Below are 23,267 nucleotides of genomic sequence, written 5' to 3' on the forward strand. Positions count from 1 at the left end.
TTTAGCGCATCGGCGACCATTGCAGATCGTAAAGCATCAAATCCGTGATGGTGTTGGCCCAGTCCTCGAATTCCGGCACCGCAAACAGTGGTTTGCCGATTGAACGGTGCATGTCGGTGACCAGCATCACGCCCATTTCGCGCTGCGGGAAGCGTCGCGCATAGTCGAGAATATTGCCGAACACGCGGTTGGCTTCCAGGGTTTCGCGCGCCAACACGGCGCGGCGCACCAGCGCGGCCGCGACGCCGTATTGCAGGTCGATGCCTTCCGGCACGTCAGCGGCTTGCCCGGCGAGGATAGCTTCGATGTCGGGCAGGCGCATCATGTTGTCGATGAAGGTTTTGAACTCCACCCCGGCGGCCTGCCCCACGCAGGCTTGCAGCGCATCCAGCATCAGGTCGGGAATGTCGCGGAATTTTTGCAGCGCGCGATGGGCGTACTCCCACGAGCGCGGGCTCGGAAAAGCGACCGGATTGTGCGCCGGGTTGAAGCTGAACAGCAGGTCGGGGCGGAAGCGCAGAAAGCCGATCAGGCGCTCGTCCATGCCAGCAGTGTGCGCCCACGCCACCCAGTCGTCGAGATGGGCCTCGACCTCGTAGTGGGTAAAGCGGTTGGCCAGCGGCGCGGGCATCGCATAGGTCACGCCGCGGTCGCCCTGGCGGTTGCCGGCGGCGAAGATGGCCCAGCCTTCCGGCACGCGGTAGTCGCCCAGGCGCCGGTCGAGAATGAGCTGGTAGGCGGCGGCCGACACACTGGGCGGTGCAGAGGTGATTTCGTCCAGAAACAATATCCCCGCTGCGCCGTGGCGACCCGCATCCGGCAGCATGGCAGGGATGGACCACTCGACCAGGTCACCGCTGCGAAACGGGATGCCGCGCAGATCGGTGGGCTCCATTTGCGACAGCCGGATATCGATCAGCGGCACGCTGTGAAGTGCGGCGATATGCGCCACCATTTGGGATTTCCCCACCCCGGGCGGCCCCCACAGCATCACCGGCGTGTGATGCCGGGCACTCGCGAATTCACGGTCGAGAATGGTGAGAATATGGGCAGGGCGCATGGCGTGTCCTAAATAGTTGAAGGGGCAACCTGGGTTAAGCGGGTAGCGATCAGTGCGGCGTGGATACGTGCCGGATTGGTGATTTCAGGTAATACGCGATATACCTCCAATAACTGTTCCGGGTGGCGTAGCGCGGCGTCCTCAAGACGCTGCCGGGTTGCTACCGAGAACCCAGGCTGGGTGAGCAGCAGGCTGGCGATCCAGTGGTGATATTCACGCACCAGTTCGCGCTGGATTGGTTGCGACCAGCGTTCCCGCACCGGCAGTTCCGGGAACACACCGGCAGCCAGGTGACGTCCGGTCCATGAAGGGTCCAGCCGCAAACCGGCGTCAAGACCTTCGCCGCCCCCGTCAGGGTGACGGCGAAACCATTGTGCAGCCGGCAGCGGACGGGCGGCATCGTTGATCTGGCGCGCCAGTACATCGCGATGCTTCACCGGCCAGGCGCGCGGATCGCGTCTGACATCGGTTTCTGCCAGGCAGTGAGCAGTGAAGAGGGTGTCAGTCAATGCGAATGGATACCAGGTTGGGTCGCCGACTTTGTCAGGCGCTGCATGAGATCGCTGGGTTTTGAGCAGGGCCAATGGCAAGCTGCGGGCTTTGTCCAGCAACCAGAGTTCGAGTGTATCTTCTGGAATAAAAGGCAACGGTGGATGGTTTTCAAGTGCCGCAATGATTGCAGCCGCGTGCTGACAGTTATTGAGTATACCGCCTTCGCCTTCTACCCATTCCCCGGACGGCCAATAACGGCGGAACGGATTTTTGCAATGCACCTGCCAACGATGCCCATTGGTACTGTGCGCCAGTGCGCAGTCGATGTCGACGACAAACAACATGCCGCGGTAGGGAGAAAGCTGGCGAATGGCGTAGTAGTCTGCGTTCACGAAGGTGGCGTGGCGCTATAGGGGTTATATTTCCGGGACAGATATAACGATAACAGGTTCCAGCATAAAACCAAGCTAGCCGTCACGCGCATTTTTTGTTAAGTTCTCGGGATATTATCTGGAAAACCATTATGAATTTCTGTAGCGAATGCGGTAGCGGGGTGATCCACACCATCCCTGACGGGGATAACCGTTTGCGCCATGTGTGTCGCCAGTGCAACACGATCCATTACCAAAATCCGAAAATGGTGGTGGGTTGCCTGCCTGAGTGGGAAGACAAAGTCTTGCTATGCAAACGGGCAATCGAGCCGCAATACGGGCTATGGACCTTGCCGGCCGGATTCATGGAAAACAACGAAACTACCCAGCAGGGGGCGCTGCGAGAGACCATGGAGGAGGCGGGTGCCCGTGTCGAAATCGAACATCTTTTTACGCTCTACAACCTGCCTTATATCAGTCAGGTGTATTTGATGTTCCGCGCCCGCTTGCTTGATCTGGATTTCGCATCGGGTCCGGAAAGTCTGGAAGTCAGGTTGTTCAGCGAAGATGAGATACCCTGGGATCAGATTGCGTTTCGCACTATCGAGCAAACCTTGCGGGCGTATTTTACCGACCGCCGCAATGGCGCATTTGGTTTTCATATCGGGGATATAGAGCGCAGGAATCGCTAAGCCAGGATTGAAAGCCATGTTTACGCAGGTTGCGTGATAAAAATAAATGGCTGCGCGCGTTTTGACGGGACCTTATCCTCTGGATCGAATAATCTAACCCGGTACCTGCCCGAAAAAAGTTACTTTGCTGGTCTCGTTTTTCTTAGATAGGTACATGGCTGAATCAGCTTGACCGAGTAGCGTATCCGCAGAGATGCTCTTGTCATCCGTTTCGGAAAATATGGCGATCCCGGCGCTCGCGGAAACCCGATAGGTCCGGGAATTGTGAGTTTTCGCCGGGTCGGTGGAAATTATTTTCTTGTGGCCATCCGAAGATACTTGCGTATTCGAGACTTCGGCAATGATCGTCTCTGCAAGAACGGATGCATCTGATGGTGTGGTCAGACATTCTGCAATAACGATGAATTCATCGCCACCCAGACGGATAAAGGTATCGCCTTTGCGAAGGCGATTACCCACTTTTTTGGCAATGCTCTGCAGCAAACGGTCACCGGCGGCATGCCCGGCTTCGTCATTGACCTCCTTGAAACCATCCAGATCCAGATAAATGAGCGCCATGTACTGCTGGTTTCTACCGGTGCGCGCCATGGCTGCCGTGACACGCATGCCAAGTTCCCGCCTGTTTAGCAAGCCTGTCAACGGATCATGCGAGACGATATGGGTAAGCTCATTATGTGCATCCTCAAGTTTTTTGATCAGTCCTGCAACGTAAGGAGGGATTAAATTCAACCCGATGATCACGCCGATGCCAACTGACCACATACCCTGCCAATAAGGAGAAAATATCAGTACATTTGCAAAGCCTATTGTGCCTGCCAGATTGGATAGATACATGTATTTTTTTCCAAATCGCATGCCATTTCCGACAGAAATCCATAGAAAGACAAAATGGAAAAGTGCTGCGGATTCGCCGCCCAGAATGGCAATCCCGGAAACGAATGACTGGTCGGCAAGGATAGCAATAAATTTTCTGGTATTGTCGGGCCTTGCGGGCTGCAGCGTGATCCAAAGGTATTGTACGATGGCAAAAATGTAGAACGCCATCATCACTACCAGCCCGGGTAGCTTGATGGCGGTATTGTACATATTGATAAGCAGCATTAATGTAAAAATGCTGGTTGTCATCACCAGACGTATGGTTGCTTGCCCATGCTCCAGATTGCTTGCCAGGAGGCTGGCACCATTTCTTCTATTCAGCATGATTACCTACCCATAGACGAAGTGTTTTTTGCAGGCAGGACGCGATTTCTTTGAAAGCCCCCACATTCAATAAAACCGGGTTATTCATGCGGAGTGCTCAAGGCCGGTCGTCTCGACATGATGCCGCGTCAGGATGCTGAATTTCAGTAGCAACCAATCCCGGCCCCGGCCACGTTCATGCGTGATGCGGATACGATAAATATATTCTCCATCCAGCATGTCATAAATCCGTGCAGACGAGATGCTCATATCTCCGACCACCAATGCACTGCTGATTCTGCGTTCATCCTGTGCAGGTAGAAAAATACAGGGGGTGGGCACACAATCCGCGGGCGGATTGGTCATGCTGAAAATCCTCTCGGACATCAGGTGGTTGACACCATGCAAAACAACTGGCCTTGGCGCTGAGCCAAGTTGTTCCGCACCGAGTTTGATCGGCTGGTCAGGCTGTATATCAAGCCAGCGTACTGCTGCGAGCACCCATGAGTGTTTTCTTTCTCCGCTGCGCACACTGATCAGAGAGCCATGTTCGGGGAGGATGTCGGGGTTGCTATAGTGGGTCAGGCCATAGCCATTTTCACCTTCATCCTGCAAGCTCCATGGTTCCGATTGTGTTGTGTGCGTGCTATTAGGCACACCAAGAGTATGTAGCACGTGCTCGAATCCGCAGGTTAGATGTACCGGGGAATGTTGCTCTTGGCGCGGGGTGTGGCGTAGCGGGCCGCCTCGGCTGAGTGTGGCCTGGATATCATCCAGCAGCGTGGGCACATCGGCTTCATTCTTGATGCCATCGAGCTTGCTTGGCGGCGGATTGATTAATTGAGCGCGGGTGATTTCCAATGCCTTCAAGGTGCTTTGCAGAGACCAGTAGCGCGGCGCAGTGCCTTGCTCTGCTTGCTTTTCAATTTGGAGCAGTGGCGTACAACCTGCCAGATCAAGCCAGTGGGTGTGCACTTGCATATCGAATTGTAAAGCTGGCTGCAAGTGACGACACCAGTTATGAACCCAATGCGTAGCCAGCTCGATTTTCCATGGAATCAGCCCAATCGGATTAATCAGGCTAAGCAGCAGGATATGGGCATAAGTATGTGTGCAGCTGGTTTCGGTATCGTTGATGTTCAGCCGTAGCCCGGAAAAGCCGTTGTATTCGGCAATGGCATACAGTGCATGCACGTTACGCCATGCATCCTGCGTGGGTGTTTCATAACGCATGTAACGCCACTGCATCAGTTTGCCTTGATAATGCAGCGCCAGTAATGTAATCGCCGGGAGTTGCTGATCCAATACCGGCTGGCCGTGAGTAGCGGCCTTGACGAAGCTCTGATAGGCCAGCGCCAATTGCCAGTAAAAAGCAAAAACTTCCTGCCACAGTGATTTTCCGGCGTAACGGAAGGCCGTCTGGTTCTTCAGATACTGCGTCACCATGCCTTCCTGCAGCTTGCAACCGGCATGGCGTAGCAACGCGAGCACATGCAATCTGCGTTCATCCAGAACAATGCTGGACAGATTGAATTGGTGGAGCGCCTCCACGACCATTTGATGCGCTTCATACTCATGATGAAACTGCAACTGGTCTATCCAGTGTCGGGTGCCATGCAATGTCGCGAAAGGCGTACGCTCATGGTGTGATCCCGGCAGCCATTTTTGGAATATTTTTGTGAACGCGCTCATTGCCTGATGAATAAATGGTTATTTTCCAAATATTCAGCACGATATGTGCCAGCCGAGGGATAGCTACAAGATGGCTGGCAAAGACTTAAATACAAGGTGTCGGGTATTGAAGGCCCGAAAAGTGAGGCGAAACCCGGACACTGGTGTCAGGAAGCCGACAGCGGATGCTGTGGCGGCAAAGCAGGCCACCCGAAAACAGGATCAGGCCGGCCGATGTGATAGCCTTGAGCATAATCGACGCCATATTCACGCAGTAACGCAACAGTCTCGGCATTTTCAACAAATTCGGCGACAGTTTTTTTGCCAAAACCGTGAGCTGCCTGTACCAGGGCTTTGACGAATAGCTGGTCGTCGGTATTGGTGACGAGATTGCGGATGAAGGAGCCGTCGATCTTGACGTACTCGACCGGGAGTTGCTTTAGATATTCGAACGAGGCAAATCCCACGCCGAAATCATCCAGGCTGAATGCACACCCCAGTGCAATAATTTTTTCCATCAACGCGCGGGCCAATGCGAGATCTTCAACCGCAGCGGTTTCAGTGATTTCAAAGATCAGGCTTGCTGGATTGATCTGTGAGTCGGCCAATTCGGTTTGCAAAAGTTCCAGCCAGCGCGGGTTGCTGAAACTGCGCCCGGACAGGTTGACCGAGAGCTTGATATTGGGTGACTTGCGCTGCAGTTCGGTTAACGCGGCGATTGCCTTTTGCAGTACCAGCCGGTCGATGCCCCGGATCAGGCCGGTGGTCTCGGCAATGCCGATAAACTCCATCGGCATATATAGATCACCTGTGAGGTTGCGCATGCGTACCAGTGCTTCGTAATGGCTCACGGTATTGCTGGATAATGACATGATGGGCTGGAAATAGAGCTCAAATTCATTGTCTGCTAATGCTTGTTCGATCTTGTCCACCCAGTACACGCGATTGAGGACACGCTCCATCAAACCTTCATCAGGGGCATACAAATGCAAATTGCCCCGGCCGCTCTCCTTGGCACGGAACAGGGCCAGATCGGCATTGGCCAATAGCTCCTGGGCAACGGTGCCGTGTTCGGGAAACAGCGTAATGCCAATACATGCAGAAACCTTGTGGCTGAGGGGTACTTCCGCCAGCGTAATCTTGGATAGGCTGTGCTGGATGTGGCGTGCCAGTTGCATTGCGTGCGGGGCGTCCAGATGGCTGAAAAAAACGCCAAAATCATCACCCCCCAATCGCCCGATCAGAGCGGGGGTGGGAAGCAGACCCTGCAATTGGCTGGCGACGGCATGCAACACCTGATCGGCTGCACCATGCCCTGTGGTATCGTTGAGCGATTTGAATTCATCCAGGTCAAGATAAATCAGAGCGCCACTGGGCTGTGCCTCGGTATGAGACAGGATTTCCTGTAGTGCTTCCTGGAAGCGATGACGATTGTACAGGCCGGTTAATGGGTCATATTCAGTCAGGTAACTTGCCTGCTTTTCGACCCGGTGCAATTCGGTGATATCCAGCCCGACTGACAAAATGGCCGCGTCATCGGTATTTTCAGCGCCAAGCGAAGAGTGTATCCAGACCACATCGCGTGAATCCCCATTTTTGCAACGCAACGCAGTTTCCTGGCGCAAACTGGCGCCGTCCGATTGTAGTAATGCGGTTAGTTCATTTCTGGTATCAATAGCTTGCTGTGGTTGGCTGAAATAATCCGTCAGTTTGGCACCGCGCAATTCCATATAGTCGAAACCGGTCAACGCAAGTACGTAGGCATTTGCCATCAGGATGCGGCCTTGCCGATCCTGCGTGACGATGAGCATTTGTGCTGTATCCAGCAGCCCGGAAACGAAATCGCGTTCGCGTGAGAGTTGCCGTACCAGTTCGTCCAGTTCATTGCTGTGTGAATGGTTTTTTTCCTGCAGGTCTTCCAGTCGGTCAGCCAGGTCCAGCGCACTGGCATCGAGCGTATCAAGTTCGTCGTGGACCGTATCCTTACGGCGGGGTTTTTCCAGACGGGAGCGGACAGTCTCGAATTCACCGCGTCCCAGCAAAGGCAGAGTTTCGGCGGTATGCTTGAGGCGCCGCATCGGGATCCATAACAGTGCCAGCAGTATCAGCTCCGAAATGATCAAGCCTAGTAATCCAATGCCGACGCTTTGCCAGGCCACGCTGTGCAGGTGCTGGAGATTGCGAGTGCGATCAAAAATCACCAGCATGGAAGGCTTGCCTACGGTGAGGGTGCCGCTCAATACCGATACCGGTAAAATTTCATAGTAGTGGTCATGGTAAGTTACGTTGATACGATGGTCAGCCACCGAGTTGCCTGCAGGTATGTTACGCAGAATGTCGAGACTGTCCTGGCCACCCGATATGGCCAGGACTCTGCTTTTGAGCGCTGGCACTTGCGTTTGCCGGGAGTCGTCGCTGGCCGAGTTGCCAAAGTGGGGTGCCAGAATGGCGAGCGCCATGTCGCTGCCAGTCATGCGCTGGAAGGATAATACCGTATCAACCAGCGAGGCGGCGACAGCCACTGCTGCGACAGAGCGCCCATTATCCAGTACCGGGATGATGTAATAATAAAGACAGGTTTCTGCACATGCCAGCAGGCGTTGCGGCTGCTCCTCCGCAATGACTTGCCTGACCAGTGCTGACAGGGCGAACTCGTCCACCTGCATGGCGTCATCCTTCCAGCTGGCAAACAATTGACCATCGGGTTTGAAAAACAGCACTTGTTCCAATCCGCTATTGAGATGCAGCGCACTCCAGTATCGCTGATAGTAACGTTGCAAAGCGGCTTTATCACCGTCAGCAATAGCGCTGTGTACATCCGTCAGGTTGGGAATCAGGTTGGCAGAGGTTTCCAGATGCACACCCAGTTGGGTAATCACTTCAGCGGCGAAACGCCGGCTTTGCGTCTCGCTCGCAATGCGCGCGTGCTCGAACTGGGCGCGCTGACTGCTGTAGTTAATGTAGGACAGCGAGGCATTCACGATAAGCAAGACCATGCTGAGTGGCACAATGATTTTCCACTTTAGGCTGAAAAAACGCCTGAGTTTTGCGGACTGATCGAGCATGGGTCTAGAAACGGTAAGCCGCCTGAAATAGCCACATATTCCAATGCCGTGTAGTGGTTGCAGGATTGATGTTGTCGCTATAGGGTAGCCAAGCGGTACCATTCACGTGATGAAATTCGCCGCGTAGCAGCCAGTGATTGTCAAGCTTGTAGCCCAGACCAACGGTCATGTCTTTGGCAAACCTGCTAAACGCGGGTGCGCCGGTCAACGTGCTGAATACCCGGCCATCCTTGTCATTGTTATCCCGGTAGGTGACATCGTAACGTGCCAGGGCCGACCATTTTGGAGTGAAGTGATAAGCCCCTTGTATATAGTAGCTACTGCCGGTTGCAGTGCGATTCAGAAAAAAAGTGCCAAAACCATGGGCATCAATACGATTTTGCGCATACTCACTTGTAAATACCCAGTTTTCCGCGTTGTATTGTCCGGACAGTACCCATGCGTCAAAGCGGATATTGCCACTATTAAGCGCATCGGGAGTCCCCGGCAGATAATGCGCACGCATACTGACACCGGTCAAGGCCAGCTTGAAACGGCTGTTGCCGGGTTCCAGAAGAATCCGGCCAATATACGAAGTATCCGCTTTGATTTTTCCGGGTCTATCGGCGCCAAGAAAGGTGCCTTCTGTTTCCCCGTCGGATGCGTCCGGTTTAATGACACTGAATTGATAGCTGATGTTGCCTATCGGCAAGGTATTGTCGCCATAAATTGCCACCCCAGGGGAAGACAGCACAAAGTTGCGGATGCGATCCAGATAAATGGATTGAGGCAACAGGATGCTGGGGCGGGTGGATGCGACATCACGCGTTTCATTGTACAAACCGTAAGGGTTTTTAATCTTGCCCAGATACACACCGTAGCGCGCGTTCTCACTGGCATGAATGGTGTAATCAACGGTTGCGAAATCGAGGCGCGGCGAGCCATTGTCGGTTTCACCTGCGCGCCGCGAAATGGCCTGTGCAGACAGCTGCAGGCTCGGGTTGAGACGCCAGGAGATATTCGCCCCTAACTCGGTAAAGTCAAAACCGGCTTTATTTTCGGTATTGCCGAAAAAATTATTATGGTCGGTGCTGATCATGGCCTGGCTGGCAAAGCCATGTATCTGAACACCATCCGGGAGGCTGTCAGCACTTGCGTTTATCCCATGGCCTGCAAGAGCAAATAAAATAACCGCCTGTATCTTGATGTTAGCTCGATTCATAATCACTCCATCACTCCCCCGATAAGGTTCTGGCCGAATTACCCACAGAAAGAGTGCGCACCCGTTCACCCGGTTTTATTTTCTTCAGGTAACCCAAGGCGCCTGGAGTGTGTGCAACGCTTTTGAGCATCTCTTCTTCAGAGTTAACCTCGATTGGTGCCTGACCTGTACCTGAATAAACCAGCCGGTCCCATGTCTGACGCAGTTGATATGGATAAACGTCCAGAACTTCCTTGCAGAAAGCCCTATGCAATGGGTTGTCGTCCGGCAATACGAATACCCTGACCGGCTGACCATCCGGCCATTGCAGTAATTTCATTGCAAACATGGAACGAACTGCGTTTTGTGATACGGAAGCGATTGTTACGCTGGGGTTCACGATAATCGTCACAGCCCGTGCGTTGGCTCCGTACAATACACAGAGGCACAGCAAGGCGTGCGCCCTGATGCGGACAGCACGATTCCTGAAAATGCAGAAAAAAGAAGGCATGTAAATGCTGGTTTTTGTCATCAGCGCTTGTTTGCTGGTGATTCAGCCCGGATTGATTGTGGGTGGAGAGAGCGCAAATGATAACAATGTTTCATCCCCATGCACCATGCCCGGTCAAGTTTTCCGGATTTTAATCCACATGTCATCAGCATTCGCGCTGGCTAATCTGAACATCCACAGCTAAAATGTGGGCCGCATCGCAGCAATCCAGGCAAATCAAGGAAGCGTGGCAGAGTGGTCGATTGCACCGGTCTTGAAATTTGTTGTAGGTAGTAAAAAGGAAGCTTGGCAGAGTGGTCGATTGCACTAGTCTTGAAAACTAGCATACCGCAAGGTATCCAGGGTTCGAATCCCTGAGCTTCCGCCAATAAAAACAACAAGTTAGAGAATTTTCTGCGTTATGAAAAGGCGGCAACAAAAGCCCCTGTAACTGACCCCATACAGGGCGAAATCAGCGCCAGCGCACCGTAAGGCCAAAACCAAGCGGTAAGCAGATAGTAAGTGGCGGAGTGGTAAGTATTACGTGCACAGCGCCGTTCATGCAGGCCCTACGGCCGCACAGCAACGACACAGCCTACAATGTTGAATCCGCCTTTTCGTATCCGGGGAACATCGAATGACAAGAACGCTTGCTAAAAAGCTGCCAACACCTGTCAAAGTTTAAATTCAGAAATTTCTGAACCTTCGTCGCCGTCGCTCTATAGCAATGGGCTACTACTCCAAGAAACTCGAGATGATCAATAATTGGGTTTGGCGAGACACTGAAACATCGAATTTTTACTACAAATTAACGCCATTTAATCGAGACCACCTCGCTCAACTTATTTCGAGCGTTACAGCGGAGCGCTACGAAAAAATTGTCCAATATTTTGAAGAATTAGAAGGTGACGTTGAGTTGCGTAAGCACTTGGAGCATGTGCTTAAGGGCACTCAATACGGAAACGATATCGAAATTGATTATGGTAGGCGCTTGGGTTGGTATACGTTTGTTCGTGTTCTCAAACCAAAGGTTGTTGTTGAAACAGGCGTCGATCACGGTGTTGGGTCATGTGTTCTCGCGAGTGCGTTACTTCGTAATATCGCAGAAGGCCATGAAGGAAAATACTATGGAACTGAGATCCGTCCCGAGGCAGGACAGTTATTCTGCGGGAAATATGCAACGGTCGGAAAAATTCTTTATGACGACTCAATAACTTCACTTAAGAAGCTCGATGAAAATATTGATCTCTTCGTCAACGATAGTGACCACAGTGATGAGTACGAATATCGGGAATATTTGACTGTTGCTGAGAAATTATCAGATCGTGCAGTAATTTTGGGCGACAACTCCCATGTCACAGATAGTCCTTCTCGATTTTCTAGGGAGCAAGGAAGGAAATTTATATTTTTTTCCGAAAAGCCTGAAGACCACTGGTATCCGGGTGCTGGCATAGGGATTTCTTACAAATAAGTCTTGGTTGCTTCAGTACGGGTTGTATCGCCAACCAGCTACTTGGGGCTCACATACGCAACGAAACTCCGCAGGGCGGTAGTGGTGTAAGTGCAGAGTCGCATTGTTCGGGTTCCCCTATTGGCGCGCTAGGTGCGGGAAGGCGTGGCAGCGCAGCACGCTTTCGGGGTACAGGCCGCGCACCGTCGCCGTTACCCCTTGCGCTGCCACGCTGGCCGTTGCCTGTGCGCCCCTGCTGTCAGCCAGTCAAAACAAACCCGCCACATTGGGCGGGTTTGTTTTGCTGGTCTTGCTGTGGTCAGTTGCTTACTGTGTCCTCCTGCCTCACAGCAACACGGCAGACTCCAGCCGCTTTGCCTGATACCGTCAGGCTGCGGTTAAAACCTTATGCCGCCAGCGGTGAAACCTCCTGGCCGATCCGCTCCCCGAGTTCCAGCTCTGCGGTTTCCAGATCGTACTGAGCCTGTAAATTCATCCATGTTTGCGCATCCATGCCAAACAGTTTAGCCAGCCGTAAGGCGGTATCTGCCGTGATTGCGCGGTTGCCGGCGCAAATCTCATCGACGCGCCGCTGCTGTACATTGATGAGCTTGGCGACCTTGTAACGGGTAATGCCCATGGGTTCAATAAAATCATTCATCAGCACATCGCCGGGATGTACCGGCGCGAGCCGCTTTCCGGTAGCCACGGCGCGAAAGTCCGCTTTGTTTAAATCTTTGCGATCAATACTCATTTTGTTACCTCGTCAGTGATAATCGACAATCTCGGCGTCGAACGCATGACCATCGCGCCATGCGAAACAGATACGCCACTGGTCATTGATGCGAATGCTCCATTGTCCTGCGCGGTTGCCCTTGAGCTGTTCCAGACGGTTGCCGGGTGGCACCCGCAGGCTTTCCAGCATTGCCGCCGCGTCAATCAGTTTCAACTTTCTGCGGGCCGTAGCCTGGATGGTCTTGGGCAGCTTCCGCACTTCAAGGCCATGGAAGATTGCGGCGGTCTGCTTGTCAGCGAAAGTCTGAATCATGGGTTATGGTATTGCACTGCGTTAGTATTGTAAAGCGTTATCATTAGTTGCCTATGGTTTCCGCATCATGCGGCGCTTACCAGCCGCACCACGTTACCAGCGCCAGCACAGTAGCGTCCCCATGCGCCCATAAGCTCCACGCGGCGCTCGAACAGGTCGCTGCGCATATACGCGGCTTCGGTCTTGTCCTGATTGCTGTGTGCCAGTGCGGCCTCCATAACAGCGCGGGGGATAGATGTTTGTTCAGCGCCCCAGTCGCGGAATGATGATCTGAACCCGTGAACGGTCACGCCATCGGCAACAGTGCGCAGTGTCTTGTTGACTGCTACATCGGACAATAAACCGCCGCGCTCTCCGGGAAAGATTCGATCATTGCCGGGCTGTTTCCATTGCTGCATTGTGTTCAGGATTTCCATGGCCTCGGCGGACAAGGGAACCCGGTGTTCTTTACCTGCCTTCATGCGGCTGGCTGGTATCGTCCAGACCTTGGCGTCCAGGTCTATCTCGCCCCATAGTGCGCCGCGTGTCTCGCCTGAACGTGCTGCTGTCAGGATCGTAAAGCGCAGGCAATAGGCCGATAGGAAAGTCTTATCGCGCAATGCGGACATGATGCGCGGTACATCGGTATAAGGTGCGGCAGGGTGGTGGATGCGCTTATAGACCTTTGTCGGTGCAGGCAGAACCTTGTCCATGACGCCTTTCCAGCGTGCAGGGTTGCGGCGGTCGCTGTCATCGTGAACCGCTGCATAGTCCAGCACGGCCTCGATGCGCTGGCGCACCCGGCTGGCTGTCTCGGTCTTGGTCGCCCACATCGGCAAGAGGATTGCTTTTACATCGGCCAGACCCACATCGGTGGGCAGCTTGTGGCCTATGACCGGATAAGCGAACTGCTCAAGCGTCGTTACCCACTGCTTGGCGTGTTTGACATTGCGCCAGCCTGGGCGCCTGGCTTCGATCAGCGCCAGCGCGCAATCCTTGAACGTCATGGCGGCAGGATCAGGCTTGATCCGTATCACGTGCGCGGGGTCGGTACCGTCTGCCACTGCCTGACGCATCAGCGCGGCTTTATCGCGTGCATCAGCCAGTGTGCGGGTATGCGTCGCGCCCATGCCGATTTCGCGCACCTTGCCCGCCTGCTTGTATCTGAAAACCCATGATCTGGCGTTGCCCTTTACTCTCAGGTAAAGATTGCCGCGCCGTCCTCCATACTTACCTGTACTTACTTCTATACTTACCCTGCAGCACGGATTGTAGGAAACTTTGGCGGACTTGTGCGGCTAATAATATCGGTTAAACCTCGTGTTTACAGGGTGTTTAGCGGATTGTTGCGGATGGTGGCGGACATGGGTTCGGCGGGCACCGATTCATCCGGCACAGATGATTGAAACAATGCTTGTATTTTGGCGCAAGTCGCATCCAGCAGCGCTCGCAGCCTGTTGCGATGATACAATTGCGCCCATCCTCAGACCGGTAAGCGCAGCGCGTTTGCGGGTACTTCTGATAACGTTTTTTGAATGGTTACAAATTCAGGCATGGCTGACTTGTCACGCCATCTATCATTGTGGATACATCGAATAAACCTCTGACACTCACTGATCATTCGCGCGATGCGGCCGGCATGACTTACGTCTATCCGGTGGTGTCGCGACGCGCGGGCGGGGTATCGGTGGGCATCAATCTCAATCCCAACAATGCCTGCAACTGGCGCTGCATTTACTGCCAGGTGCCGGGGCTCACGCGCGGCGCGGCGCCGGAAATCGACCTGGCGCTGCTCGAACGCGAACTGAGCGGTTTTCTGCACGAGCTGCTGCAGGGCGACTTCATGGCGACGCGCGTGCCGGAGAGTGCGCGGCGCATTAACGATATCGCCTTGTCCGGCAATGGCGAGCCGACCAGCGCCAAAGCCTTTGTCGAGGTGATAGAGCTGATAGGCCGTGTGATGGCGCGTTTCGACCTCACGGGTAAAATCAAGCTGGTCCTCATCACCAATGGCAGCCTGTTGGACAAGGCCTACGTACAAGCGGGGCTGCAACAGATGCGTGCGCTCAACGGCGAAGTCTGGTTCAAGCTGGACAGCGCCACGCGTGAAGGTTTGCGCCGCATCAATCACGCCGAACTCAGCCCGGAGCGGGTGTTTGCCAACCTGCAAACTGCCGCCGGGTTGTGTGCTACCTGGCTGCAAACCTGTCTGTTTGCGATCGATGGCGCTGCGCCGCCGGAGGCGGAACAGCAGGCTTATCTGGATTTTGTGCGACGCATCGTAAGCGCAGGCGTGCCGGTGCAGGGTGTGCTGTTGTACGGTCTGGCGCGGCTCTCGCAGCAACCCGAAGCGCCGCGTTTGTCGGCATTGCCGGCAGACTGGCTGAAAGCGTTTGCGGAAAAAATCCGCGCGTGCGGGCTGGCCGTGAAAGTAAGTGCCTGATGATTTACGGCATCGGCACGGATATGGTGGCGGTGGCGCGTATGGCGCGGCTATTGGCGCGTCACGGCGAGCGTGCGGTGCAGCGTATTCTGGCACCGCAAGAATGGGCGGAATTTGCGCGCAAGTCTGACGGCGCGCGCTTTCTCGCCAAACGCTTCGCCGCCAAGGAGGCGCTGGGCAAGGCGGCCGGTACCGGCCTGCGCAGCCCGGTGGCGCTAAGCAATATCCGCGTGCAACATACCCCGCTGGGGCAACCCGAACTGGCGTTTGCGCCTGAGCTGCAAACCTGGCTGGCTGAACGGGGCGTGGCGCGCGCGCATCTTTCCATCAGCGACGAATCCGATTACGTTATAGCCTTTGTGATACTGGAAACCACACCATGATCCTGGGTCCCATCATGCTCGACGTGCCCGGCGTGGCACTCACCGGCGACGACCGCCGCCGCCTTGCGCATCCGCTGGTGGGCGGCGTGATTCTGTTTGCGCGCAATTATCAGTCTTCCGCGCAACTGCTTGCGCTGACGGCCGAAATCCATGCGCTGCGCACGCCGCATCTGCTCATCGCAGTGGATCACGAAGGCGGGCGGGTGCAGCGTTTCCGCGAGGGCTTCACGGTGCTGCCGCCGATGCGAGAGCTGGGGCGGATCTGGGATCGGCATCCCGCCGAAGCGCGACGGCTGGCGCGCGAATGCGGCTATGTACTGGCCGCCGAGTTGCGCGCGCACGGTGTGGATCTGAGCTTCACGCCGGTGCTGGATCTGGATTACGGCGCATCCGGCGTGATCGGCGACCGTGCCTTTCACAGCGATGCGGATGCCGTCGCCGACCTCGCGCATCAGCTCATGCTCGGCCTCAAGGACGCAGGCATGGGCAGCGTCGGCAAGCATTTCCCCGGCCATGGTTTCGTGCGCGCCGATTCGCATCTGGAAATCCCGGTGGACGAACGCAGCTATGCCGATATCGAACAGGCCGATCTGGTGCCGTTCCGCCGTATGGCAGGCTATGGCATGACCGGGGTGATGCCTGCTCATGTCATTTATCCTGCGGTAGACAGCCAGCCAGCCGGGTTTTCTTCTATCTGGTTAAAACGGATATTACGTGGTGAACTGGGCTTTGATGGCGCGGTTTTCAGCGATGATCTTTCCATGAAAGGCGCCGGCGTAGTGGGCGATATGGTGGCACGCGTGGCGGCAGCGTTGAATGCGGGGTGCGATATGGCGCTGGTCTGCAACGATTGTGTGGCGGCCGATGAGGTTCTGGCCCGACTGGATTACTGTATGCCGGCCATCAGCATTACACGCATCGCGCGTATGCGTGGCAAACAGCATCCTCCCGGCATGACTGAATTGCGTGAACAGACACGCTATGCAGCAGCCGTTCACACGCTCGCCGGTATCGGTCATGGCAGCGCCGATTTATGGGCAACAGACAGGAGCAACACTTGTGGCAAAGGTTGAAGAGACACATCAGGAGCATGACCACGCTCACCATGGGCACAACCATCACCATCATGGGAGCGGTGGCCTGGGCATCGCATTCTGGCTGACCCTCGGATTTGCCGCGGTGGAGGCGGGGGGAGGCTGGTGGGCAGGTTCGCTGGCCTTGATTTCCGACGCCGGGCACATGTTGATCGATGCGCTGGCGCTGGGGCTGGCGGCGTTTGCCGGCTGGCTGGCGTTGCGCCCGGCATCGTACCGGCATTCTTACGGTCTGGTACGCGCCGAAGTGGTGGCGGCGTTGGTCAACAGTGTGCTGATGCTGGCGCTGATGCTGGGCATCGTGTGGGAAGCCATCGCACGCCTGAATGCACCGCAGCCAGTGCAGGGTGGAACGGTGATGGTGATCGCTTCAATCGGACTGATGGTGAATATTTTTGTCGCTTATCAATTGTCGCGCGGCGAACAGACCCTCAATGTGCGGGCCGCGTTGCTGCATGTGCTGGGCGACATGCTCGGCTCGGTGGCGGCGCTGGCCGCGGGCGCGGTGATCTATTTCACCGGCTGGCTGCCGATTGACGCGCTGCTGTCGCTGTTTGTGGTGGCGCTGATTCTGGTTTCCAGCATTCGACTGCTCCGGGAAGCGCTGCATATTTTGATGGAAGGCGTGCCGAAAAATCTCGATCTGCCCGAAGTGGGATTGGCGATGGCGCAAACGGCCGGTGTGACCTCGGTGCATGACCTGCATATCTGGACACTGGCTTCGGGCAAGGTATCGTTGTCTGCGCATCTGGAAATTCCCGCCATGCAGGACTGGCCGGGTATTCTCCACAGCACACGGCAAATGCTGCACACGCGCTTTGATATCGACCACGTGACCCTGCAGCCGGAACTGCCCGCCGCTCAACTCGAACAGGTGGGCATTCCGTTTTATCCGCGCCACAATCATTGATGACGTCTTTCGATCTGAACTGCCGTGCCTGCCCGCGTCTTGCCGGTTTTCTCGATGAGGTACGCGTTGCCCATCCCGGCTACCATGCCCGTCCGGTCGCGCCATTTGGTGATGCCGATCCCTGGCTGTTGATCGTCGGCCTGGCGCCCGGCATGCATGGCGCCAACCGTAGCGGCCGCCCGTTTACCGGTGATCATGCCGGAATATTGCTCTACGAAACCCTGCACGCCTACGGTTTTGCCAGCCAACCCACCTCCGTGAGTACAGACGACGGTTTGCAATTACACGGCTGCCGCATCACCAATGCGGTCAAATGCCTGCCGCCTGCCAACAAGCCGGAAACCGCCGAAATTCGTCAGTGCAACCATTATCTGGCCAATGAAATTGTGGCATTGCCCAATGATCTGGCGATTCTCGCATTGGGCAGCGTCGCCCATACCGCCGTACTGATGGCGCTGGGGCTGAAAGCCAAATCCCACACGTTCGGCCACGGCGCGGTGCATGCGCTGGACGATGGCCGCACGCTCTACGACAGCTACCATTGCAGCCGTTACAATACCAATACGCGCCGCCTGACGCCGGACATGTTCCGTGCCGTATTTGCGCGTATCCGTGCCGACAAGGAGAGATGAGCCATGCCTTATGTGAATATCCGCATCGCAGGCAGTTTGAGCCGCGAACAAAAACAGACTATCGCCGAAGAAATCACCGGTACGCTGGAGCGTGTGGCGGGTAAGCCTGCCTCTTATACATACATTGCCTTCGATGAGTTGCCGGAAGAAAACTGGGCAATTGCGGGCAAACTGCTGGATGAAGACTGAAAGTTTCGACAGCAAGGCATTTCTCGCCACACTGCCAGGATTACCCGGCGTGTATCGCATGCTAGGGCAGGATGGCGAAGTGCTGTATGTGGGCAAGGCGCGCGACCTGAAAAAACGCGTGGCCTCGTATTTCCAGAAGACTGACCAGAGTCCGCGTATCCGGCTGATGGTGGCGAAAATCGCCAGCGTGGAGATCACCGTCACACGCTCCGAATCCGAAGCATTGGTGCTGGAAAACAATCTGATCAAGGCGTTGTCGCCGCGCTACAATATCCTGTTCCGCGACGACAAGTCCTATCCCTATCTCGTGCTCAGCGGCCACCGCTATCCGCGCCTGGCGTATTTCCGCGGTACGCCGCAGCGCCAGGACCGCTGTTTCGGCCCGTTCCCGAATTCCTACGCAGTGCGCAACAGCATCCAGATTCTGCAAAAGGTATTTCGTTTGCGCACGTGCGAGGATAGCGTATTCAATCATCGCTCGCGTCCCTGCCTGCTGCACCAGATCAAGCGTTGCACTGCGCCGTGCGTGGATTTAAGCAGCGCCGAGGACTACGCCGCCGACGTGAAGAATGCCGCGCTGTTTCTGGAGGGCAAGGAAAATGAGGTATTGCAGTCAATCACCGAAAAAATGCAGCTGGCTGCGGATGCCATGCGCTATGAAGAAGCGGCGTTGTATCGTGACCAGATCAAGAGCCTCACCGCGGTGCGCGAAAAGCAGTTTGTAGCCAGCCAGAGTCAGGCGGATGTGGACGTGGTGGCTGTGGTGGCCGAGCAGGGTCTGCTGTGTGTTAACCTGCTGATGATACGCGGCGGGCGGCATCTGGGCGACAAGAGCCTGTTCCCGCAAAATGCTCAGGACGTGACCCCCAAAGAAGCCATGGAAGCCTTTCTCGCCCAACATTATTTCAATCGTGTCGTTCCACCGCAGATTATCGTTTCCGAACCGGTTGACGCAGACGCCCTGGCAGCAGCTTTCAGCGAGCAGGCCGGGCGCAAGGTCAGCATCCAGGTCAACCCTATCGGCGAGCGCCGCAGTTGGCTGGCCATGACGCAAGGCAATGCGCGCATTGCCATCACCCGCCAGGTCGCGCAAAAAGCCACGCAAGAGGCGCGTCTCACCGCGCTGCAGGAAGCGCTTGTCCTGCCTAATTTGCAGCGCATTGAGTGCTTCGATATCAGTCATACCATGGGCGAGGCGACGGTGGCGTCGTGCGTGGTATTCGACAAGGGTACGATGCAGAATGGTGAATACCGGCGCTACAACATCAGCGGCATTACCCCCGGCGATGATTACGCGGCGATGCGCGATGCGCTTACCCGTCGCTACACTAAAATCCAGCAGACTGAGGCCAGGCGCCCCGACCTGATCCTCATCGACGGCGGTGCCGGCCAGCTCAATATCGCCAGCGAGGTCATGGCTGAACTCGGCATTGCTGACATCGAGTTGATCGGTGTCGCCAAAGGTGCTGAGCGGAAAGCGGGTATGGAGCAACTCATCAGTACCGATGGCCGCGCCACGCGCCTGCCCAGCGACCACCCCGGTCTGCATCTGATCCAGCAGATCCGTGACGAGGCGCATCGCTTCGCCATTACCGGCCACCGTGCCCGGCGTGGCAAGGCGCGCACCCACTCGACCCTGGAAGATATTCCAGGGGTGGGCCCCAAGCGCCGACAAAGGCTGCTGGAGAATTTTGGCGGTCTGCGCGGCCTGCAAAATGCCGGGGTGGAAGAGATTGCCCAGATTGACGGAATCAGCCACGCGCTGGCCGAAAAGATCTATCGTGAATTACACTAGGCTGACCCCTCACTGAATTAACATCATGCCGCTGAACCTTCCCAACCTGCTTACCTGGCTCAGAATCATTCTTATACCGCTGATCGTCGCCGTGTTCTATCTGCCCGATGGCTGGCTCACCGTGCGTGAAATCAATCTTGCGGCAGCTGGCATGTTCGGCGTTGCCGCCATTACCGACTGGCTGGATGGCTATCTTGCGCGCATCCTCAACCAGACCTCGGCCTTCGGGGCTTTTCTCGACCCGGTGGCGGACAAGTTGATGGTCGCTGCAGCACTGATCGTATTGGTGAAGCTGGGGCGTGTGGATGCGCTCATTGCGTTGATCATTATCGGCCGCGAAATCACGATCTCGGCATTGCGCGAATGGATGGCCAGCATCGGTGCGCGAGGTAGTGTCGCGGTATCGATGGTAGGCAAACTCAAAACCGTGGCGCAAATGATCGCCATTCTGTTGCTGTTATTCAATGAGCCTTTACTCGGCCTGAATACCCGCCAAATCGGCACCTGGCTGATCTGGCTGGCAGCTGTGCTGACCTTGTGGTCGATGGCTTACTATTTGCGCCGGGCAGTGCCGGAGGTAATCCGGCATGGGCGATGAGCGGGGCAGGAATCAAGAATAAGGCATAGGGACTCTGGCTCTCATCAGATAAATGAATCCAGTCAGTTGACGGACGCGAGGACGGTTATGACCACAGCGTTAAAAAATTCCGACGCAAGTGGACAAGATCGAACCTGGATTTTATTTACCTTGTGCCTGTGTGTCTTGCTGGTTCAAGTAGACACCTCCGTGGTCAATCTCGCAGTGCATGCCATTAGCGTTGCCTTGCATGCACCCCTGACGGCGCTGCAATGGGTCGTGGATGGTTATAACCTGACTTATGCGGTGCTATTGATGTCGGGCGGGGTGCTGGCAGACTTGTTTGGGCGTCGACGCATTCTCATGTTGGGCACAGCAATTTTCACACTGGGTACCGTTTTGTGTGGTCTGGCTACCAGTTCTGAAGTTCTGATCAGTGGCCGTGTCGTTGCAGGTATCGGGGCTGCGTTGCTGCTGCCCAGTACTCTGGCGCTCATTCGGGTCATCTGGACCGAGCCCAGGGAGCGTGCCCATGCAATTGGTATCTGGGCAGGTACGAATGGCGCGGCGCTCGCGATTGGCCCCACATTGGGTGGTTTGCTGATTAAATTTGCCACCTGGCGTAGCGTATTCCTGCTGATAGCCCCGATTGGATTGGCGGTGCTATGGCTGGCACCGCGTGTCATCCCTGAGTCCTCTGATCCACAAGGGAGGCGGATGGATCTGTCGGGGCAAATTTTCGCCGGGCTGACACTGGCAGGCTTGGCCATGGCGGTGATCGAGCATGGCAGGATTGCAAGTATCAGCGCTGTCGTTGGCGCTCTTAGTCTGCTGTTATTTCTGCTGGTCGAAAAACGTGCCGGACCGGCTGCAATGATGCCGCTGCGGTTGTTCCGCAATCGGAGGTTCAGTGGAGCCATTGTGGTCGCGGCAGCCATGACCTTCGGTATGTACGGCGTGCTGTTTCTGTTGCCCATGGTCTGGCAACTGTCTGGTACGCTAAGTGTCACTTGGGCGGGAGTCGCATTGTTACCCATGTCGCTGGCATTTATCGCGCTATCCCACAAATCGGGTGCCTGGAGCAATCGTTTTGGATCGCGTCGCATGATGGCAGGAGGCATGGCGCTGATTGGCTGCGGAATCGGCGCCCTGGCCCTTACTCAATCAGGCCGGCCTCTAGGGCTTGCAATATTCGGGCTGCTGTTGACCGGGATAGGCATGGCACTGAATACCGGACCGGTTCTGGCTGTCGCGGTGGCCTCTGTCGAGTCATCCCGTTCCGGGATCGCTGCTGCTCTGTTGAATACTGCCAGGATGGTGGGCGCGACCCTGGGTGTGGCGGTGCTGGGTGCTCTGTATGCGTTATCGGGTTTTGCTGCTGCCATGCGAATCGGGGCCGCAGTGGCGCTAACAGGCGCTGTGATCGCCGCGTTCACGATCTCAGGATAGAATCAAATCATGTCGAAAGGTCCGGGTCTTTTGTAACATCAGACAATTATTATTTCAATATGAACTAAATTACTTTATCTTTCCCTAATCGGAGAGCGCTGTTCAAGGTATTCGCTACTGGATGGTGAAATGACCCCTTGTTATCCGACTCCCCTCCATCAATAAGGAATGAAATTGAAATTATCTTTAAAACAACAAGCAGTCGCGTTCAGTTTGGTTTTTGGCTTTGCCGCCAGTGCATTGGCTGCCGAATACCCTAAGGTTATTCAGACGGCCGTCAATCAGGGCGTCAAGGTGACAAAATCTTTTCCTGCAGCATCCGGCATGACCGGCTGGGTGCTTTCCAGAGAAGGGCAATATTCCATCGTATTTACCACGCCAGACAATAAAACATTGGTGGCAGGATTGATGATCGGAGAGAGTGGGGCCAATCTGTCGCAGGAATATGCTGAAAAATATATTCCCAAGCCCGATTTCTCTGCTGAATTCAAGGAACTGGAAAAGTCCACGATGATCGTGGAAGGTGCCAAGGCGCCTAAAAGCATCCTGTACGCGTTTTTCGATCCAAACTGCCCTTTTTGCCATATGACCTGGAAAGCATTGCAGCCATATGAAGCTGTTGGCCTGCAAGTGCGTTGGGTACCGGTTGCCTACCTTGCGCCAAGTAGCCTGCCCAAAGCCATAGAAATGCTGGCCTCGACTAACCCTACCGCGGCATTTCGCGCAAACGAACAGCATTTTGGCAAGGAGAAAAATCCGCCTGCCAAATTCACTGCCAGTGCTTATCCGGAGATCGCCAAGAAACTGGAGAAAAATGCCGAGTTGATGCGAAAATTCGGCTTTAACGGCACGCCAGGTATTGTGTGGAAGGATAAAAGCGGCAAGGTCCTGGTCAAGAATGGCATGCCAAAACTGTCGGAACTACCAGGAATGACAGGATTGCCTGAACAGAAAATAGATGACCCGGAACTGGCCAGATTCCGTTAATGAATCAGCGGGCAGGTCGTACTGTCTTGCCCGCTCGTACCGGCTGAATAGGCATCGTTGAGTTTGTCCGGGTTGTGGCGATTGCCAGGCAATTGATGCATGCTGGAAATACCTAAACCCTGGCAAAGGAT

General features: G+C 55.3%; 23 protein-coding genes and 1 tRNA gene. 13 read left to right on the forward strand and 11 right to left on the reverse strand.

Annotated features, from left to right (window positions below):
- Nucleotide 1: 1 nt before the first annotated feature.
- Together ACYCZJ_RS02205 and ACYCZJ_RS02210 are read right to left on the reverse strand one after the other, a co-directional pair.
- Nucleotides 2–1,060, reverse strand: coding sequence for an AAA family ATPase (locus ACYCZJ_RS02205; RefSeq protein WP_461552587.1), 1,059 nt, complete (start codon nt 1,058–1,060; stop codon nt 2–4).
- An 8-nt stretch (nt 1,061–1,068) separates the two neighbouring features.
- Nucleotides 1,069–1,944, reverse strand: coding sequence for a hypothetical protein (locus ACYCZJ_RS02210; RefSeq protein WP_461552588.1), 876 nt, complete (start codon nt 1,942–1,944; stop codon nt 1,069–1,071).
- A gap of 131 nt (nt 1,945–2,075) precedes the next feature.
- Between ACYCZJ_RS02210 and ACYCZJ_RS02215 the strand changes: the two genes are divergently transcribed.
- On the forward strand, nt 2,076–2,615 hold the full coding sequence (locus tag ACYCZJ_RS02215; RefSeq protein WP_461552589.1) for an NUDIX hydrolase: 540 nt from the start codon (nt 2,076–2,078) through the stop codon (nt 2,613–2,615).
- 93 nt (nt 2,616–2,708) lie between these two features.
- Here the strand turns inward: ACYCZJ_RS02215 and ACYCZJ_RS02220 are convergent, their stop codons facing one another.
- The 5 genes from ACYCZJ_RS02220 to ACYCZJ_RS02240 all read right to left on the reverse strand — a co-directional run bounded on the left by ACYCZJ_RS02220 (nt 2,709) and on the right by ACYCZJ_RS02240 (nt 10,242).
- Nucleotides 2,709–3,662 (reverse strand): GGDEF domain-containing protein, encoded by a 954-nt coding sequence (locus tag ACYCZJ_RS02220; RefSeq protein ID WP_461552693.1) that lies wholly within the window; start codon nt 3,660–3,662, stop codon nt 2,709–2,711.
- A 237-nt stretch (nt 3,663–3,899) separates the two neighbouring features.
- On the reverse strand, nt 3,900–5,486 hold the full coding sequence (locus ACYCZJ_RS02225) for a hypothetical protein (protein ID WP_461552590.1): 1,587 nt from the start codon (nt 5,484–5,486) through the stop codon (nt 3,900–3,902).
- Between the two features lie 146 nt (nt 5,487–5,632).
- Nucleotides 5,633–8,473 (reverse strand): bifunctional diguanylate cyclase/phosphodiesterase, encoded by a 2,841-nt coding sequence (locus tag ACYCZJ_RS02230; RefSeq protein ID WP_461552591.1) that lies wholly within the window; start codon nt 8,471–8,473, stop codon nt 5,633–5,635.
- A gap of 61 nt (nt 8,474–8,534) precedes the next feature.
- Nucleotides 8,535–9,731: a porin family protein gene (locus ACYCZJ_RS02235; protein ID WP_461552592.1), complete on the reverse strand. Its 1,197-nt coding sequence runs from the start codon at nt 9,729–9,731 to the stop codon at nt 8,535–8,537.
- Between the two features lie 10 nt (nt 9,732–9,741).
- A complete protein-coding gene (locus ACYCZJ_RS02240; protein WP_461552593.1) occupies nt 9,742–10,242 on the reverse strand; it encodes a type 2 periplasmic-binding domain-containing protein in 501 nt (166 codons plus the stop codon).
- Between the two features lie 258 nt (nt 10,243–10,500).
- Between ACYCZJ_RS02240 and ACYCZJ_RS02245 the strand changes: the two genes are divergently transcribed.
- Nucleotides 10,501–10,588: transfer RNA gene (locus ACYCZJ_RS02245), tRNA-Ser, on the forward strand.
- Between the two features lie 366 nt (nt 10,589–10,954).
- On the forward strand, nt 10,955–11,671 hold the full coding sequence (locus ACYCZJ_RS02250) for a class I SAM-dependent methyltransferase (protein WP_461552594.1): 717 nt from the start codon (nt 10,955–10,957) through the stop codon (nt 11,669–11,671).
- Between the two features lie 385 nt (nt 11,672–12,056).
- On the opposite strand, the gene ACYCZJ_RS02255 is transcribed toward ACYCZJ_RS02250, so the two are convergent.
- The 4 genes from ACYCZJ_RS02255 to ACYCZJ_RS02270 form a co-directional block, all read right to left on the reverse strand.
- Complete coding sequence (locus tag ACYCZJ_RS02255) at nt 12,057–12,404, reverse strand: HigA family addiction module antitoxin (RefSeq protein ID WP_461552595.1); 348 nt, start codon at nt 12,402–12,404, stop codon at nt 12,057–12,059.
- Nucleotides 12,405–12,416: 12 nt separating this feature from the next.
- A complete protein-coding gene (locus ACYCZJ_RS02260; RefSeq protein ID WP_461552596.1) occupies nt 12,417–12,698 on the reverse strand; it encodes a type II toxin-antitoxin system RelE/ParE family toxin in 282 nt (93 codons plus the stop codon).
- A gap of 65 nt (nt 12,699–12,763) precedes the next feature.
- The gene (locus tag ACYCZJ_RS02265; RefSeq protein WP_461552694.1) at nt 12,764–13,927 is read right to left on the reverse strand and encodes a tyrosine-type recombinase/integrase; all 1,164 of its coding nucleotides are present in this window, start codon (nt 13,925–13,927) and stop codon (nt 12,764–12,766) included.
- Nucleotides 13,928–14,001: 74 nt separating this feature from the next.
- Nucleotides 14,002–14,148 (reverse strand): hypothetical protein, encoded by a 147-nt coding sequence (locus ACYCZJ_RS02270; protein WP_461552597.1) that lies wholly within the window; start codon nt 14,146–14,148, stop codon nt 14,002–14,004.
- A gap of 168 nt (nt 14,149–14,316) precedes the next feature.
- Between ACYCZJ_RS02270 and ACYCZJ_RS02275 the strand changes: the two genes are divergently transcribed.
- From ACYCZJ_RS02275 to dsbG, 10 genes are all read left to right on the forward strand, one after another.
- The gene (locus ACYCZJ_RS02275; protein ID WP_461552598.1) at nt 14,317–15,120 is read left to right on the forward strand and encodes a radical SAM protein; all 804 of its coding nucleotides are present in this window, start codon (nt 14,317–14,319) and stop codon (nt 15,118–15,120) included.
- Nucleotides 15,120–15,503 carry a holo-ACP synthase gene (gene acpS / locus ACYCZJ_RS02280; protein WP_461552599.1) on the forward strand — a complete coding sequence of 128 codons (384 nt, stop codon included), beginning with the start codon at nt 15,120–15,122 and terminating at the stop codon, nt 15,501–15,503. Before ACYCZJ_RS02275 ends, acpS begins: the two co-directional genes overlap by 1 nt.
- Entirely contained in the window at nt 15,500–16,576 is a 1,077-nt protein-coding gene (gene nagZ / locus ACYCZJ_RS02285; RefSeq protein WP_461552600.1) for a beta-N-acetylhexosaminidase, read from the forward strand. Before acpS ends, nagZ begins: the two co-directional genes overlap by 4 nt.
- Entirely contained in the window at nt 16,563–17,507 is a 945-nt protein-coding gene (locus ACYCZJ_RS02290; RefSeq protein WP_461552601.1) for a cation diffusion facilitator family transporter, read from the forward strand. The genes nagZ and ACYCZJ_RS02290 overlap by 14 nt, the downstream gene beginning before the upstream one ends.
- Nucleotides 17,507–18,139 carry a uracil-DNA glycosylase gene (locus tag ACYCZJ_RS02295; RefSeq protein ID WP_461552602.1) on the forward strand — a complete coding sequence of 211 codons (633 nt, stop codon included), beginning with the start codon at nt 17,507–17,509 and terminating at the stop codon, nt 18,137–18,139. Before ACYCZJ_RS02290 ends, ACYCZJ_RS02295 begins: the two co-directional genes overlap by 1 nt.
- A 3-nt stretch (nt 18,140–18,142) precedes the next feature.
- Nucleotides 18,143–18,328: a tautomerase family protein gene (locus tag ACYCZJ_RS02300; protein ID WP_461552603.1), complete on the forward strand. Its 186-nt coding sequence runs from the start codon at nt 18,143–18,145 to the stop codon at nt 18,326–18,328.
- Nucleotides 18,318–20,123, forward strand: a complete 1,806-nt coding sequence (gene uvrC, locus ACYCZJ_RS02305; protein WP_461552604.1) for an excinuclease ABC subunit UvrC — start codon at nt 18,318–18,320, stop codon at nt 20,121–20,123. The genes ACYCZJ_RS02300 and uvrC overlap by 11 nt, the downstream gene beginning before the upstream one ends.
- Before the next feature lie 25 nt (nt 20,124–20,148).
- Nucleotides 20,149–20,721 carry a CDP-diacylglycerol--glycerol-3-phosphate 3-phosphatidyltransferase gene (gene pgsA / locus ACYCZJ_RS02310; RefSeq protein ID WP_461552605.1) on the forward strand — a complete coding sequence of 191 codons (573 nt, stop codon included), beginning with the start codon at nt 20,149–20,151 and terminating at the stop codon, nt 20,719–20,721.
- Nucleotides 20,722–20,808: 87 nt separating this feature from the next.
- Complete coding sequence (locus ACYCZJ_RS02315; RefSeq protein WP_461552606.1) at nt 20,809–22,149, forward strand: MFS transporter; 1,341 nt, start codon at nt 20,809–20,811, stop codon at nt 22,147–22,149.
- A gap of 174 nt (nt 22,150–22,323) precedes the next feature.
- Nucleotides 22,324–23,136 (forward strand): thiol:disulfide interchange protein DsbG, encoded by an 813-nt coding sequence (dsbG, locus tag ACYCZJ_RS02320; RefSeq protein WP_461552607.1) that lies wholly within the window; start codon nt 22,324–22,326, stop codon nt 23,134–23,136.
- The last annotated feature ends 131 nt before the right edge of the window (nt 23,137–23,267 follow it).

It is taken from the genome of Sulfuriferula sp., from assembly GCF_054605375.1.

What these genes read in the sequence shown, in the direction of transcription:
- ACYCZJ_RS02315 (WP_461552606.1), top strand. Translation starts at nt 20,809, where the DNA reads ATGACCACAGCGTTAAAAAATTCCGACGCAAGTGGACAAGATCGAACC.
- ACYCZJ_RS02205 (WP_461552587.1), bottom strand. Translation starts at nt 1,060, where the DNA reads ATGCGCCCTGCCCATATTCTCACCATTCTCGACCGTGAATTCGCGAGT.
- ACYCZJ_RS02260 (WP_461552596.1), bottom strand. Translation starts at nt 12,698, where the DNA reads ATGATTCAGACTTTCGCTGACAAGCAGACCGCCGCAATCTTCCATGGC.
- ACYCZJ_RS02215 (WP_461552589.1), top strand. Translation starts at nt 2,076, where the DNA reads ATGAATTTCTGTAGCGAATGCGGTAGCGGGGTGATCCACACCATCCCT.
- ACYCZJ_RS02220 (WP_461552693.1), bottom strand. Translation starts at nt 3,662, where the DNA reads ATGATGGCGTTCTACATTTTTGCCATCGTACAATACCTTTGGATCACG.
- ACYCZJ_RS02250 (WP_461552594.1), top strand. Translation starts at nt 10,955, where the DNA reads ATGATCAATAATTGGGTTTGGCGAGACACTGAAACATCGAATTTTTAC.
- pgsA (WP_461552605.1), top strand. Translation starts at nt 20,149, where the DNA reads ATGCCGCTGAACCTTCCCAACCTGCTTACCTGGCTCAGAATCATTCTT.
- ACYCZJ_RS02240 (WP_461552593.1), bottom strand. Translation starts at nt 10,242, where the DNA reads ATGACAAAAACCAGCATTTACATGCCTTCTTTTTTCTGCATTTTCAGG.
- nagZ (WP_461552600.1), top strand. Translation starts at nt 15,500, where the DNA reads ATGATCCTGGGTCCCATCATGCTCGACGTGCCCGGCGTGGCACTCACC.
- ACYCZJ_RS02255 (WP_461552595.1), bottom strand. Translation starts at nt 12,404, where the DNA reads ATGAGTATTGATCGCAAAGATTTAAACAAAGCGGACTTTCGCGCCGTG.
- ACYCZJ_RS02225 (WP_461552590.1), bottom strand. Translation starts at nt 5,486, where the DNA reads ATGAGCGCGTTCACAAAAATATTCCAAAAATGGCTGCCGGGATCACAC.
- ACYCZJ_RS02235 (WP_461552592.1), bottom strand. Translation starts at nt 9,731, where the DNA reads ATGAATCGAGCTAACATCAAGATACAGGCGGTTATTTTATTTGCTCTT.
- ACYCZJ_RS02300 (WP_461552603.1), top strand. Translation starts at nt 18,143, where the DNA reads ATGCCTTATGTGAATATCCGCATCGCAGGCAGTTTGAGCCGCGAACAA.
- ACYCZJ_RS02295 (WP_461552602.1), top strand. Translation starts at nt 17,507, where the DNA reads ATGACGTCTTTCGATCTGAACTGCCGTGCCTGCCCGCGTCTTGCCGGT.
- acpS (WP_461552599.1), top strand. Translation starts at nt 15,120, where the DNA reads ATGATTTACGGCATCGGCACGGATATGGTGGCGGTGGCGCGTATGGCG.
- ACYCZJ_RS02275 (WP_461552598.1), top strand. Translation starts at nt 14,317, where the DNA reads ATGACTTACGTCTATCCGGTGGTGTCGCGACGCGCGGGCGGGGTATCG.
- uvrC (WP_461552604.1), top strand. Translation starts at nt 18,318, where the DNA reads ATGAAGACTGAAAGTTTCGACAGCAAGGCATTTCTCGCCACACTGCCA.